This window comes from Nitrogeniibacter aestuarii (genome assembly GCF_017309585.1).
GTDB classification, from domain to species: Bacteria; Pseudomonadota; Gammaproteobacteria; order Burkholderiales; family Rhodocyclaceae; genus Nitrogeniibacter; species Nitrogeniibacter aestuarii.
The window spans coordinates 2,296,749-2,310,133 of sequence record NZ_CP071321.1 but is presented as its reverse complement, the minus strand read 5'-3'; the positions used below and the strand labels follow the sequence as shown (position 1 = coordinate 2,310,133).

The following is a 13,385-nucleotide window of genomic DNA, read 5'->3' as shown; positions in this document are numbered from 1 at the left end:
CGCCAACATGTTCGAGCGTATCGAACCTGCGGTTCTCGAATTCGCCGAAGACGGCACCCCCTGGTCGTCACGGTTCGGCGATGTCTACCACACCGATCAGGGCGCACTCGGACAGGCCGCCCACGTATTTCTGGCGGGCAATGGCCTGCCGGGGCGCTGGCAAGGCCGCGACCGCTTCGTCATCGTGGAAACGGGCTTCGGGCTCGGACTCAACTTTCTCGCCACCTGGCAGACGTGGCGCCACGATCCGGCGCGCCCCCACAGGCTGCACTTCGTCTCGTTTGAAAAGCACCCCTTCAGTGCGGCAGATCTGGCACGCGCGCACCAGGCGTTTCCTGCGCTGAAGCCTTTGTCGGATCAACTGTGCAGCCAATGGCCGTTGGCGACACCGGGCCTGCACCGTCTCTCCCTTGATGCTGACCGCGTCATCCTGAGTCTCTACCTTGGCGATGCAGTCGATGGCCTTGGGCGCGTACATGCACGCGCAGACGCCTTCTACCTCGACGGCTTTTCGCCTGCGAAGAACCCGGACCTGTGGTCCGAGCGGGTCTGCCACCAACTCGCAGCACTTGCCGCGCCCGACGCAACGCTCGCTACCTGGTCCGTGTCCGGTCAGGTACGCCGACACCTGGCCTACGCGCATTTCGATCTCGAAAAAGCCCCCGGCTACGCGGGCAAGCGTGAAATGCTCGTGGGACGATTCGTTGGTCAGGCCACACCGGCGCCTGCGCCGGCCGAGCGAAGTGCGATTGTTGTGGGCGCAGGTATTGCCGGAACGAGCATTGCCAACCGGCTGGCACGGCTCGACTGGAAGGTCACCGTCGTGGACCAGGCCGAAGGCCCCGGGCACGGCGCATCGGGCAATCACGCCGGCGTCTTGCGCCCGCTGCCCAGTCTGGACGACAACCGCATCTCCCGCTTGACCCGGGCCGGCAGTCTGGCGGGCCGCCGTCATCTGGAGTGGCTCGATGCGCAGGCCGTATCGGCCCACTGGGGCGCAACGGGCGTCCTGCATCTGGCCGTCGACGCAGCGCACGCCGAACGGCAGAAAGCGGTCGTCGAGGCACACCAGGCCCCGGTGGCGTATCAGCAATTCATCAGTGCATCCCGGGCCAGCGACATTGCCGGCTGGCCACTGCCGGCCGGCGGTTGGTGGTTTCCGTCCGGGGCTTGGGTCAATCCGCCCAGCGTATGCCGGGCCAACCTGCACCAGGCCAACATACAGTGCCGTTTTGACATGCACATCCACGACATTGTCCGCGAGCACGACCAATGGGTGCTCATGGCTGAGGATGGCGTGCGCATCGCCCATGCCCCGGTCTTGATCCTCGCCAACGGCGTCGGTATCCGAAGCTTTCCGGACTCAGCCTCCTTGCCGGTGCGTGCCGCGCGCGGCCAGGTCAGCCACCTGCCCGCCGCCGCATCCAGCCCGCCCCACGTGGTGGTCTGTCGGCAGGGTTATGTCACACCCGCCTTCAACGGCATGCGGTGCGCTGGCGCCACCTTCATCGTCGACGACGACGGCACCGAGCTGCGGGCAGATGAACATGCCGAAAACATGGAGAAGCTTGAGTACATGCTCCCGGGTTTTGGCGATACGCTGCCACCGACCGATGGCGCCGGGCGCGTCGGGTTCAGGCCGGTTTCGCCCGATCGTCTGCCCATCGCAGGCGGCGTACCGGTGCCCGGCGACTATGCATCAGACGCCACGCTCGATGTGATCGAGCGAATGCCCGGGCTGTATGCACTCTCCGGCTTTGGCGCGCGCGGCATTGTCTGGTCCGCCATCGTGGCCGACCAGCTGGCAAGCGAATTGAATGGTGATCCCTGGGCGCTGGAAACCGACCTGCGGGACAGCATCGACCCGGGGCGCTTTGTGCTACGCAAGGCACGCAAGGCAGCCACGGACCGCAGCTGAGGCACTCTGGCCGAGGTCATGAAAAAGGGGCGCGTTGCGCCCCTTTCTGTCACGCCAGGTAAGGCGTCAGCCTGGCGAGCACCCGGTCGCGCCCCATGGCCTCGAGCACCGCATCGATCGATGGGGTCTGCGGCTGCCCCACCAGCAACACACGCAAGGGGATGGCCACTTGCGGCATCTTGAGCCCGTGGCTCTTCATGGCCTCCTTGATGGCGGCGCTCAGACTTTCCTTGACCCATTCGATCGACCTGAAGGCCTCGCACAGGTCACGCAACGCTGCCCGGGCTTCGTCGGTGACGTGCTTGTCGAGTAGATCCTGCGCGGGATGCACATCGACGTAGAACGCCTCAACCGCATCGGCCAGTTCGTTGAGCGTGGCCACGCGATCCTTGTACAGCCCCATCAATGCGTCGAGCGACGGGCCGTCTTCCGGATTGACCTGTCGCCGCGCCAGACGGCTCGATACGTCCGCCGCCAGCGCCGCATCGCTGGACTGCTTGATGTACAGGCCATTGAGCCAGTTGAGTTTCTCGGTATTGAACTGGGCCGCCGACGGCGTGATGTTGGTCAGATCGAACCAGTCGATGAACTGCTCACGGGAGAAGACTTCGTCGTCGCCGTGGCTCCAGCCCAGACGGGCCAGATAGTTGATCACCGCTTCGGGCAGATATCCGTCGTCGTGATACTGGGTGACGCTGACGGCACCATGGCGCTTGGAGAGCTTCTGACCATCATCTCCCAGGATCATCGACAGATGCGCGTACTGCGGCACCTCGGCACCCAGCGCTCTGAGGATGTTGATCTGGCGCGGGGTGTTGTTCACATGATCGTCACCTCGGATCACGTGCGTGATGCCCATGTCCCAATCGTCCACCACCACACAGAAGTTGTAGGTCGGAGTACCGTCCGGGCGCGCAATGATCAGGTCGTCCATTTCTGCGTTCGAAATCTCGATCCGCCCCTTGACCAGGTCGTCCCACGCCACGCTGCCCTCGGTCGGGTTGCAGAAACGGATGACCGGATCCACACCCGCGGGGACGTCCGGCAAGGTCTTGCCGGGTGCCGGACGCCAGCGACCGTCGTAGCGCGGCTTCTCGCCACGTGCCCGCTGCTCTTCACGCATGGCGTCAAGTTCCTCCGGCGAGGCGTAGCACTTGTATGCCAGGCCTTTGTCGAGCAGCTCGCCAATCACTTCGCGATAGCGATCCATGCGCTGCATCTGATAGAAGGGACCCTCATCATGGTCCAGATCGAGCCAGGCCATGCCGTCGAGAATGGCCTGCACCGCTTCCGGCGTTGACCGTTCCAGGTCGGTATCCTCGATACGCAGTACGAACTGTCCCCCGTGGTGGCGGGCGAAGGCCCAGGAGAACAGCGCAGTGCGTGCGCCACCGATATGGAGGTATCCCGTCGGGCTCGGGGCAAACCGGGTGCGAATGGTCGAGGGCTTGGCGGAAGTCATGGTGCTTGGAATCCGGACTCAGAAAATCGAGCGCGTATTCTACGCCAAAAGATCCCCAATCCCCCTTGACGCGCCCCACGATGCCACCTACAATGCGCGCTCTTCTCGAGTGGGCGGTTAGCTCAGCGGTAGAGCACTGCCTTCACACGGCAGGGGTCACTGGTTCGATCCCAGTACCGCCCACCACTTTCGAGAAGCATGAAAACCCGCATGGCTACTGGCTCTGCGGGTTTTTTGTTGGTCGAACCCGGGTCTCAAGAACCCGGGCAACCCACGCGCATTCAGGCCCGCTGGGCCTGCTCTACGCCGACGACTTCCGAGATCAGGGCGATCGCTCGCTGGATCTGTTCCGACCCGCCCACCTCGACGGTAAAGCGCATCTTCGCTTTTCCTTTTTTCGTCAGTGTGTTCACCGCGATGACGTTCAGATGTTCTCTGGAGAGGACATCGGTGATATCGCGCAGCAGACCCTGACGGTCGGTTGCGTGGACCACGAGATCAATCGGATAGCGGTGAGACGGCGCAGATGCCTGCCCGCCCCAGGCCGCGGGAATGACCCGTTCCGGGTGTCGCCGGGACATGATCTTGAAGTCGTGGCAATCGACCCGGTGGACCGAGATGCCGCGCCCGCGCGTGACGAAGCCCTCGATGCAGTCCGGGGGTGCCGGCTTGCAACAGCGCGCCAGCGAGGTCATGAGCTTGCCCACCCCGACCACGAGAATGTCTTCATCTCCCTTGCCGCTGCGTGCGCGCCCGATGACCACCTCGTCATCCGATGGCGCTTCAACCGTCTCGGGCCCCTGCAAGGCGACCTGGACCGCGCGCGGGCCGACATCACCACGCGCGGCGGCCATGTACATGGCGTCGACGGTCTTGAAACCCATACGCGTGGCAAGGCCTTCGATATTAGTCTGCGTCTGCCCTTCGCGCTGCAGCTCTTTATGGATGACATGGCGACCGCGTTCGAGCAGCTCGCCCTGCTCCATCTGGCTGAAGTACTGCTTGATCTTGCGTCGCGCACGGCCGGTGGCGACGTAGTTCTGATTGGGATTGAGCCAGTCTCGTGACGGCCCGCCCTCTTTGGCCACCGTGATTTCCACGGTCTGGCCGCTTTCGAGTGGCTTGTTCAGTTGTACGAGGTGACCGTCCGCCTTGGCCCCCCGGCAGCGATGCCCCAGTTCGGTGTGCAGCGTGTAGGCAAAATCGATGGGGGTCGCGCCACGCGGCAGATCCACCACGCGCCCCTGCGGGGTGATCACGTAGATGGTGTCGTCCATGGACGCGCTGCGGTACTTCTCTTCCCACTGATCGGCGTCGGTCACTTCGTCGCGCCACGACAGCAGCGAGCGCAGCAGCGCAATCTTCTCGTCGTAGGCGCTGCCGCCTGCACCGGAGCCTTCCTTGTAGCGCCAGTGAGCGGCGATGCCGTATTCGGCATGCCGGTGCATGTCATGCGTGCGGATCTGCACCTCGAGTGCGCGGCCGTCGCCGGCCATGACCGCCGTGTGCAGGGACTGGTAATTGTTGCCCTTGGGCTTGAGGATGTAGTCGTCGTATTCGTTGGCGATCGGCGTCCACATCTGATGCACGATACCAAGAACCGTATAGCAATCCTTGACCTCCGGCACCAGTACGCGCAGGGCACGAACATCGTAGAGCTGCGAGAAGTCGAGCTTCTTCGAGCGCATCTTGTTGTAGATGCTGTAGATGTGCTTCGGGCGACCGTACACCTCGGCCACGATACCGGCCTTGCGGGTCTCTTCACCCAGCGTGCGGATGGCGTCGGAGATGAACTGTTCGCGCTCCACCCGACGCTCGTCGAGCATCTTTGCCACGCGCTTGTACGTGTCGGGCTCCAGGAAGCGGAATGACAGGTCCTCCAGCTCCCATTTGAGCTGCCACACCCCGAGCCGGTTGGCCAGCGGTGCGTAGATATCCAGGCTCTCGCGCGCAACATCGCGGCGGGCATCGCAGTCGTTGTTGGCGTAGAAGCGCAGCGTCTGGGTACGCGAGGCCAGGCGGAGCAGCACCACACGAATGTCTTCGACCATGGCAAGCAGCATCTTGCGCAGCGTCTCTGCCTGGGAGCGCATTTCGGGTGCCATGGCCGTTGCCGTGCGGCGGGTGATCACCCGCAGGCCGTTGAGCCGATGCATGCCATTGACCAGCCGTGCCACCCGGGAACCGAAGTGTTTTTCGAGGTATTCGGTGGCGTTGTCCATCTCGGCGTGCAGCGCAAAGGCCAATGCAGCGATCCGCGCCTCGGCGTCCATCTTGAGCGACACGGTGATCAGGGCCACGCCCAAGGCGTGCTGAAACGTCTCTTCCCCCGTGCCCAGTGTCGAGTCGCCATAGTGCGTGCGCATCGCCTCAACGGCTCGAGCGACACGAACCGCGTCGTCCGAGCCGAGCCCCTCGCAGAGGCGGTCAATCACCAACTGGGCGTCTTCGTCGCTGGCAAGCGCGTGTGTCACCGAGACCATGCTGGGGGTTTTCCTACTGTTCCACTCTCACCAGACACATGATAATCGCGCTTCGTCAAAGCTGCGCCGTGACACATTGTGCGCCGCGCAGAAAAATCCACGTTTTCCAGTGAGCCCCAATGCGCCGCCTCTTCGATCGACCATACCTGCTTCTCACCCTAACGGCATTATTCTGGGCGGGCAACATGGTCATTGGCCGCAGTGTCAGGGAGGGGGTTCCGCCCATCGGCCTGGCCTTCTGGCGATGGTCGCTGGCGTTTCTCCTGATTCTCCCGTTCGCGCTGCCGCACTGGCGCACCCAGTGGCGAGCACTTCGGGCCGGCTGGAAGCCGGTGGTCTTTCTCGGCGCGCTAGGGGTGGGCGGGTACAACACCTTCGCGTATCTGGCGCTCCAGTACACCACGGCCATCAACGCCACCATGCTCAACTCGCTGATTCCGGTCGCCACCATTTTGCTGGCCCGGTTCATGATCGGGCGACGCATGCATCGGCTCGAAGGCCTTGGCGTGGTCGTATCGCTTCTGGGCGTGAGTGTGATCGTCTCCCGCGGGCACCTCGAAACCCTGCTGGGTCTTCAGCTCAATCCGGGCGACTTCTGGATGTTGCTGGCCGTGCTCGACTGGGGGCTGTACACGGTGGCGCTCCACTGGCGCCCCAAAGGTGTCGATCCCATGTTGATGCTGTGCGCCATGACCGTGGTCGGCGTGATGATTCTCGGGCCCCTCTGGGCGTGGGAGATGAGCCAGGGCAAGTTCATCCAGCCGGGCGCGACCAACTTTGCCGCCATTGCCTACACCGCGATATTTCCCGGCTTTCTCGGCTACGTGTTCTACAACCGCGGCGTGGTCATGGTGGGCCCCAACCGTGGCTCACTGTTCATCCATCTGATGCCGGCCTTTGGTACCGTGTTGTCCATGATCTTCCTGAGCGAAAACCCCAAGGCCTTCCACGCGGTGGGCATCGGCCTGATCATGTGCGGCATCTGGATGACCACCCGGGTGAAGCACACCGCCTGAGAAAACACATGCTCGACACCTTCCAACGCTGGTTTGGCGGGCACGACGACACGGACTCGGCTGCGCTGACACCCGCGCTGTTCGAGCGCGTGGAGTCGTCCTTGCCATGGCTGTCTTACCTGCCCGGTCCGGCGCGTGCGCGCCTGCGCGAACTGGCACGCGAATTCCTGCATGAGAAACAGTTCCATGGCGCCCATGACATGGCGCTCAGCGACGAGATCATGCTCTCCATTGCGCTTCAGGCGTCCCTGCCGATTCTGCGTCTGGGCCTGGACGGCTATCGACACTGGGTCGGGATCGTCGTCTATCCGGGCGATTTCGTGGTTGAACGTGAGGTCATGGACGAGGATGGCATCGTGCACGACCAGGCAACCCCCCTGCTGGGCGAAGCCTGGCACGGTGGCCCGGTCGTGGTCAGCTGGAATGGCGATGGCGCCGCTGACGGCGTGAACGTGCTCATCCATGAATTCGCCCATACCCTCGACATGCTCAACGGCCAGGCGGACGGTTACCCACCGCTGCCCGGCGACATGTCGCGCGAAGCATGGGCCAGCGCTTTCAGCGCCGCCTATGACGATCTATGCCATCGGGTGGATCACGATCACCCCACCGCACTCGACCCCTATGCGAGTGAGCATCCGGCAGAGTTCTTCGCGGTGGCCAGTGAAGTCTTCTTCGAACGGCCGCAGCAACTGCTCGACGCGTATCCCGAGGTCTATCGGCAACTCGCTGCGTTCTATGGTGTTGATCCTGCGCGGGGCACAAGCGTGTTCTCATGAGTGAGCGACGCACGCTGCTCATCGTGTTCCATTCGCAAAGCGGCAACACGGCGCGCCTGGCGGATGCCGTGGTCGCGGGCGCAAGCGAAGTCGACGCAATCGACCTGCGGTGTCTGCGTGCCTTTGACGCTGGCGTAGATGATCTGGCCGGTTGTGACGCGCTGCTGCTGGGTACCCCCGAGAACTTCGGCTACATGTCCGGCGCGCTCAAGGATTTTTTCGACCGGACCTACTACCCGCTTGAAAACAAGCTCAATGGCCTGCCCTACGCGGTCTTTGTGAGCGCCGGAAACGACGGGACCAACGCCGTGCGCGAAATCGGCCGCATCGCCAACGGCTACGGCTGGAAGGAAATCAGCCCCGCTTTCATCTCGCGTGGCACGCTCACGGAAGACGATCTCGATGCCTGTCGCCAGTTGGGCCAGGCAATGGCCGAAGGTCTCGCGCTCGGGATCTTCTGAGTGCCGTGGAGATCGAGCAACATGACAGGGTCGTTACATTTCATCTGACGAACGGCGTGCGCCGTCGCAGCTTGCGTCAGGACTGAACTTGCTGCAACGCAGCAGCACCATAGACCCGGTCGGGCCGACCGAAATCCCCTTCGTCGATTTGGCACCTCGAGCAGGGGCATCCTACGCTGGAAAGGCTGTCGCTCGTCCCCCGGGTCCGGGAGGCGTGTGTCGACGGCATCCCACTCCAATCCGTATCGGAGGAACAAGAATGGCTATTACCTGGATCCTTGTTGCAAATGCCAGCCTGGCAAAGCTCTACGCGAACTACGGCCCCAACAAGGGGCTGAAGCTGGTCAAAGAGCTGATTCACCCCGAAAGTCGTCAGATGAACCGGGACCTGGTCACCGACCGTCCCGGCGCCATCCAGTCGTCTCCAGGTGGAGGATACGAGTCTCACCGGCTGCCCAAGGAACAGGCTGCTCGCGCATTCGCCCAGGAACTCGCTCAAGAGTTCTACAAGGGCCGCACGAAGCAAAAATTCGGTCGCGCGATTCTGGTGGCACCGCCTAACTTCATGGGCATGCTGAACGCGCAAATGGACGGAGGCACAGAGAAGCTCGTCAGCGCACGAGTGGAAAAAGACTATACGAAGGCAGCAGAACCGCTCCTGGCAGAACGCCTGGGCAACTGCATCTGCCTTTGATTCCCCCGCAACCCAGCACTCGGGCGCCTTCGGGCGCCCTTTTTTTCGCCAGGCTCAGCCGGCAGATCCCCATTGCTTGAGCACCCGATAGCAGGCTCCCGAGGCGGTACGCATCGAACGCACCAGCACGCCGCGGTCGACATGCCAGTCAATCGGCTCGATCGCGCCCGATCCCGACAGCGAATCGGCTTTGCGCGCCAGCGTCACATGGGGCATGAAGGGACGATCCGGCAGGGCAATACCATGTGCGCTCAGGGCATGTCCGAGCGCGCTGGAAAGATCAACCAGGGCATCGGGAACGTGCGAGAGCCCCGCCCAGAAAATGTGGTTGTGTGCCCACAGGGCCAGGCGATCGACGGTCATGTCGAAGGCCGGCCAGGCGACGGCATCCCCCGCTGACAGTACCGCTGGCAGTCGCGTCGCCTCGATGTCGCCCACGAAGGCGAGTGTCATGTGGAGCGTATCGGGCCGCATGCGACGCGCCGAAGGCGGTGCCGCCAGCTCGGTCAGCGCGGCCAGCGCATCAGCCGTAGCTGCGTCGGGCCACAGCGCAAAGAAAACCCGAACCCGCTCAGGCGCCTCGCTCATCGGCGATGTCGTCGCGCACCAACAGCGCCACAGCCTGCGCGGCAATGCCCTCTCCGCGTCCGGTAAAGCCGAGGCGCTCGGTCGTTTTTCCCTTGATGTTGACGCACTCCTCGGTCACGTCGAGATCGGCGGCGATGTTCGCGACCATGGCCGGCACATGCGGCAACAGCTTGGGCGCCTGGGCGATCACGGTCGCGTCGACATTGCCCACTCTGAAACCCGCCTGCCGCACACTGACCATGGCTTCGCGCAAGAGCTTGCGACTGTCGGCCCCGGCATGGGCAGGATCGGTATCCGGAAAATGCCGACCGATATCACCCAACCCGGCCGCGCCGAGCAAGGCGTCGGTGATGGCGTGGAGCAGCACATCGGCGTCCGAGTGCCCGAGCAGACCCTTCTCGTAAGGAATGGTCACACCGCCGATGATGAGCGGCCTGCCGCTGACCAGGGCGTGCACGTCAAACCCCTGCCCGATTCGAAATCCCGATGACACGGCCTATGCCTCCCGATTCTTCAAGATCCACTCAGCCAGATGGAGGTCAAGCGGATAGGTGACTTTCAAGTTGGTGGTATCGCCCTGAACGAGCCTTGGATGCAATCCGGCAGCTTCGATGGCGCTGGCCTCGTCAGTGACTTCTCGCGCGGTTTCGAGGGCGCGGCGTAGCATGATGTACCGGAACATCTGCGGCGTCTGTGCCTGCCAGAGGCTGTCTCGTGGCACCGTCTTTTCAACACGGCCATGACCATTGCTGCGCTTGAGCGTGTCGGCGACCGGCACGGCGAGAATGCCCCCCACTTCATCGTCATCGAGCGTCGAAATCAGCGCGTCGATATGCCACTGCGCCAGGCACGGACGCGCTGCGTCGTGCACCAGAATCCAGTCGCCGTCACCTGCATCGCCACGAATCGCACGCAAACCATTGAGCACACTGTCGGCGCGAGTCGCCCCGCCCACGTAGAGCGGGTGAAGCTTCTCGCCCAGATCGCTCCAGTCGCGCTCGTTCCAGATCGGGTCGCCCACCGAGAGCACGACATAGACCCGGTCGATCATCGGGGCCTGACACAGGGTGCGCAAGGTGTGGCGCAACAGGGGCTCGCCGAGCAGATCGAGATACTGCTTGGGTATCTCCTTGCCCATGCGGCTGCCGGCTCCTGCCGCCGGAACCAGCGCGTAGTGACGGTGACGTTTGCTTTGCATGATGGAGTGCGATTCTACCTGCTTGGCGCGCCTCGCATGGCGGAGATCTCGGCGGCGTAGAATACAGGCATGAATCCCGAGCTTTCCATCGACCCGGCTCAGATCAAGGCCATCGCCGTGGCCGTCGGTATCGGCCTGCTCATGGGCCTTGAGCGCGAACAACGCCCGTCGGCACGCGCCGGCCTGCGCACCTTTGCCCTGGTCGGCCTGTATGGTGCCCTCAACGGGCTGCTCGCCAGTGTGACGGACTCTGTCTGGCCGCTGCTGGTCGGCACACTGCTGGTCGGGGTCATGATCATCGCGGCCTACATGCGACGCCCCGATCCGCTCGACCCCGGTACCACCACCGTGGTGGCCCTGCTTCTGTGTCACCTGCTCGGTTTCATGGTGTGGTCCGGCTATCAGCAATTGGCGATCATGATCGCGGTGGGCACCACCGTACTGCTGTACTTCAAGACCACCTTGCGCGGATGGGCCGCGAAGCTCACCCCCCGGGACTGGACCTCCATCCTCCAGTTCTGCGTGCTCTCGCTGGTGATCCTGCCCGTGCTGCCCAATGAGGATTTCGGCCCCTACGGCGCACTCAATCCCTATCAGGTCTGGTTGATGGTCGTGCTCATTGCCGGTGTGAGCCTGGCTGGCTATGCGGCACTCAAACTCGTGGGCAATCGTTACGGCGCCCCGATCGTGGGCATCTTTGGCGGCCTCGTGTCGAGCACGGCCACCACGCTGGTCTTTGCCCGGGATGCGAAAGAACGGCCGGAGTTCAGTCCGACCGCTGCGCTGGTGATCCTTCAGGCAAACCTGGTCATGGTGATCCGGGTCGCCATCGTAGCGGCGGTACTGGCGCCGGAACTCTTGCCGCTGATCGTCCGCGTGGTGGCACCCGGGCTCGCGCTTGGCGTCATCCCGCTGGCACTGAACTGGCGCGACCTGCGCCAGAAGAGCGACAGCCCGGTCCCGGACACCAAGAACCCGATGGAGCTGCGCGCCGCCCTCACCTTCGGTGGCCTTTACGGTGTCGTGCTTTTCATATCCGCCTGGCTCTCCGAAGCCGTCGGCAACAAGGGGCTCTATCTGGTGGCACTCGCGTCCGGCCTGACCGATGTCGATGCGATCACGCTCTCGAGCCTGCGGCTCTTTTCGCTAGAGCGCCTGGCAGCCCACCCCACGGTGACCGCCGCCGGACTGGCCATGATCTCGAATCTGGCGTTCAAGGCCGGCATGGCCAGCTTCATTGGCGGGCGCCCGCTGACCAAGCGGGTGATGCTCGGAATGGCACCGGTCGGACTCGGCATCGCGGGCGGTCTCGCCTGGGTCGGGCTTGGCCCATAGGCGTATACTTCAATCATCATTTCCCGCAGTCGCTCAGGGGGATTCATGGCGAACGCATCCATCCGCCGCCCGGCCGTCGCCGGCGCCTTCTATCCCGCCGATCCGCGTGCGCTCAACACCATGATCGGCGATCTGCTCAATGCAGCCATGCCGCTGGAAAAGGTCCACTGGCCCAAGGCGGTGATCGTGCCACATGCGGGCTACATCTACTCCGGCCCCATCGCCGCCAGTGCCTACGCGTCCTTGCGCGGCGCCGCGCCGTTCTATCGTCGCGTCGTGCTGCTCGGTCCTGCGCACCGCCAGCCGGTCGACGGTTTTGCCCTGCCCGCCTCCCAGACCTTTGCAACGCCGCTGGGCGAAATCAGCCTCGACAGAACGGCCTGGGAGCAACTTCAACTCGCGCCTGACATCCACGTGGATGAAGCGGCCCACGCCCTCGAACATTCACTGGAGGTGCAGCTGCCGTTCCTTCAGACCGTGCTCGAACACATCACTGTGGTGCCGCTGCTGGTGGGGCGGACCACGGCCGGTCGCGTTGCCGATGTGCTCGAGACGCTTTGGGGGCAGGAAGAAACGCTGATCGTCATCTCGTCGGACCTGTCGCACTACCTGCCCTATCACCAGGCCAACTGGCGCGATCAGGCCACGGTGGAGGAAATCCTCCGGCTCCAGCCGCAGCTGAATTTCGAACAGGCCTGTGGCGCGCTGCCGGTCAACGGCCTGCTGCTCGCGGCCCAGCGACATCATCTGGTCCCGACGCTGCTCGATCATCGCAATTCGGGCGATACCTCGGGTGACCGCAATCGCGTGGTCGGATACACCAGTATTGCCTTCTGCCAGGAGCGCCCGCATGTCTCACACTGAGGACGCCCTGGGTGATCGCCTGCTCGCACGCGCACGCCGGGCCATTGAACACGAGCTCCGGCTTGCCTCGGCACCGTGTGCGGATGAAGACATGAGCGAACGCGGCGCGACCTTTGTGACACTGACCGAGCACGGGCAGTTGCGGGGGTGCATCGGCAGCCTGAAGCCCACCCGTTCCCTGGCCGATGACGTCGCGATCAATGCCTGCAACGCCGCCTTTCGCGATCCGCGCTTCCCGCCGGTGAGTGCCGCTGAGTGGCCGGACATCCGCATCGAAGTCTCGCTCATCGGTGCGTCGACTTTTCTTGAGGCCACGAGCGAATCGGACGTCATTGCCCGGCTGCGCCCCGGCGAAGACGGCGTGATCCTTTTCAACGGTTGCCGTGGCCAGGCCACCTTCCTGCCTCAGGTCTGGGAACAGATACCGGCACCGGGCGACTTTCTCGCGGCACTCAAGCAGAAGGCCGGGCTCCCGCCCGACTTCTGGTCCAGCAGCATCATGATCGCCACCTATCCAGTGCGCAAATGGAAGGAGAGCGAGCGTTCAGCGGCACGCCCTCAGGCTTGATTTGGGCTGGCCCGCCGCC

General features: G+C 63.7%; 13 protein-coding genes and 1 tRNA gene. 9 read left to right on the top strand and 5 right to left on the bottom strand.

Annotated features, from left to right (window positions below; all coding sequences use genetic code 11):
* Positions 1 to 7: 7 nt before the first annotated feature.
* Positions 8 to 1,918, top strand: coding sequence for a bifunctional tRNA (5-methylaminomethyl-2-thiouridine)(34)-methyltransferase MnmD/FAD-dependent 5-carboxymethylaminomethyl-2-thiouridine(34) oxidoreductase MnmC (mnmC, locus tag J0W34_RS10590; RefSeq protein WP_230971623.1), 1,911 nt, complete (start codon positions 8 to 10; stop codon positions 1,916 to 1,918).
* 49 nt (positions 1,919 to 1,967) lie between these two features.
* Here the strand turns inward: mnmC and gltX are convergent, their stop codons facing one another.
* Positions 1,968 to 3,380: a glutamate--tRNA ligase gene (gene gltX / locus J0W34_RS10585; protein WP_230971622.1), complete on the bottom strand. Its 1,413-nt coding sequence runs from the start codon at positions 3,378 to 3,380 to the stop codon at positions 1,968 to 1,970.
* A 111-nt stretch (positions 3,381 to 3,491) separates the two neighbouring features.
* Here gltX and J0W34_RS10580 point away from each other — a divergent pair.
* Positions 3,492 to 3,566: transfer RNA gene (locus J0W34_RS10580), tRNA-Val, on the top strand.
* Between the two features lie 95 nt (positions 3,567 to 3,661).
* Here the strand turns inward: J0W34_RS10580 and J0W34_RS10575 are convergent.
* Complete coding sequence (locus tag J0W34_RS10575) at positions 3,662 to 5,863, bottom strand: RelA/SpoT family protein (RefSeq protein ID WP_227814566.1); 2,202 nt, start codon at positions 5,861 to 5,863, stop codon at positions 3,662 to 3,664.
* 185 nt (positions 5,864 to 6,048) lie between these two features.
* Here J0W34_RS10575 and J0W34_RS10570 point away from each other — a divergent pair, with 185 nt between their 5' ends.
* From J0W34_RS10570 to J0W34_RS10555, 4 genes are all read left to right on the top strand, one after another.
* The gene (locus tag J0W34_RS10570; protein WP_407941163.1) at positions 6,049 to 6,879 is read left to right on the top strand and encodes a DMT family transporter; all 831 of its coding nucleotides are present in this window, start codon (positions 6,049 to 6,051) and stop codon (positions 6,877 to 6,879) included.
* Between the two features lie 8 nt (positions 6,880 to 6,887).
* The gene (locus J0W34_RS10565; protein ID WP_230971620.1) at positions 6,888 to 7,658 is read left to right on the top strand and encodes a M90 family metallopeptidase; all 771 of its coding nucleotides are present in this window, start codon (positions 6,888 to 6,890) and stop codon (positions 7,656 to 7,658) included.
* Positions 7,655 to 8,119 (top strand): flavodoxin family protein, encoded by a 465-nt coding sequence (locus J0W34_RS10560; protein WP_230971619.1) that lies wholly within the window; start codon positions 7,655 to 7,657, stop codon positions 8,117 to 8,119. The genes J0W34_RS10565 and J0W34_RS10560 overlap by 4 nt, the downstream gene beginning before the upstream one ends.
* 259 nt (positions 8,120 to 8,378) lie before the next feature.
* Entirely contained in the window at positions 8,379 to 8,813 is a 435-nt protein-coding gene (locus J0W34_RS10555; RefSeq protein WP_227814570.1) for a host attachment protein, read from the top strand.
* Between the two features lie 54 nt (positions 8,814 to 8,867).
* Here J0W34_RS10555 and thpR read toward each other — a convergent pair whose 3' ends face one another.
* Genes thpR through ispD form a run of 3 tightly spaced genes read right to left on the bottom strand, consistent with a single transcriptional unit; the run spans position 8,868 to position 10,599 of the window.
* A complete protein-coding gene (thpR, locus tag J0W34_RS10550; protein ID WP_230971618.1) occupies positions 8,868 to 9,401 on the bottom strand; it encodes an RNA 2',3'-cyclic phosphodiesterase in 534 nt (177 codons plus the stop codon).
* The gene (gene ispF, locus J0W34_RS10545) at positions 9,385 to 9,894 is read right to left on the bottom strand and encodes a 2-C-methyl-D-erythritol 2,4-cyclodiphosphate synthase (RefSeq protein WP_230971617.1); all 510 of its coding nucleotides are present in this window, start codon (positions 9,892 to 9,894) and stop codon (positions 9,385 to 9,387) included. The genes thpR and ispF overlap by 17 nt, the downstream gene beginning before the upstream one ends.
* Positions 9,895 to 9,897: 3 nt before the next feature.
* Positions 9,898 to 10,599, bottom strand: a complete 702-nt coding sequence (gene ispD, locus J0W34_RS10540; RefSeq protein WP_230971616.1) for a 2-C-methyl-D-erythritol 4-phosphate cytidylyltransferase — start codon at positions 10,597 to 10,599, stop codon at positions 9,898 to 9,900.
* Positions 10,600 to 10,668: 69 nt separating this feature from the next.
* Here ispD and J0W34_RS10535 point away from each other — a divergent pair, with 69 nt between their 5' ends.
* Genes J0W34_RS10535 through amrA form a run of 3 tightly spaced genes read left to right on the top strand, consistent with a single transcriptional unit; the run spans position 10,669 to position 13,366 of the window.
* Positions 10,669 to 11,934: an MgtC/SapB family protein gene (locus tag J0W34_RS10535; protein ID WP_230971615.1), complete on the top strand. Its 1,266-nt coding sequence runs from the start codon at positions 10,669 to 10,671 to the stop codon at positions 11,932 to 11,934.
* A gap of 45 nt (positions 11,935 to 11,979) precedes the next feature.
* Positions 11,980 to 12,798, top strand: coding sequence for an AmmeMemoRadiSam system protein B (gene amrB, locus J0W34_RS10530; protein WP_230971614.1), 819 nt, complete (start codon positions 11,980 to 11,982; stop codon positions 12,796 to 12,798).
* Positions 12,785 to 13,366: an AmmeMemoRadiSam system protein A gene (gene amrA, locus J0W34_RS10525; protein ID WP_230971613.1), complete on the top strand. Its 582-nt coding sequence runs from the start codon at positions 12,785 to 12,787 to the stop codon at positions 13,364 to 13,366. Before amrB ends, amrA begins: the two co-directional genes overlap by 14 nt.
* Positions 13,367 to 13,385 lie beyond the last annotated feature (19 nt).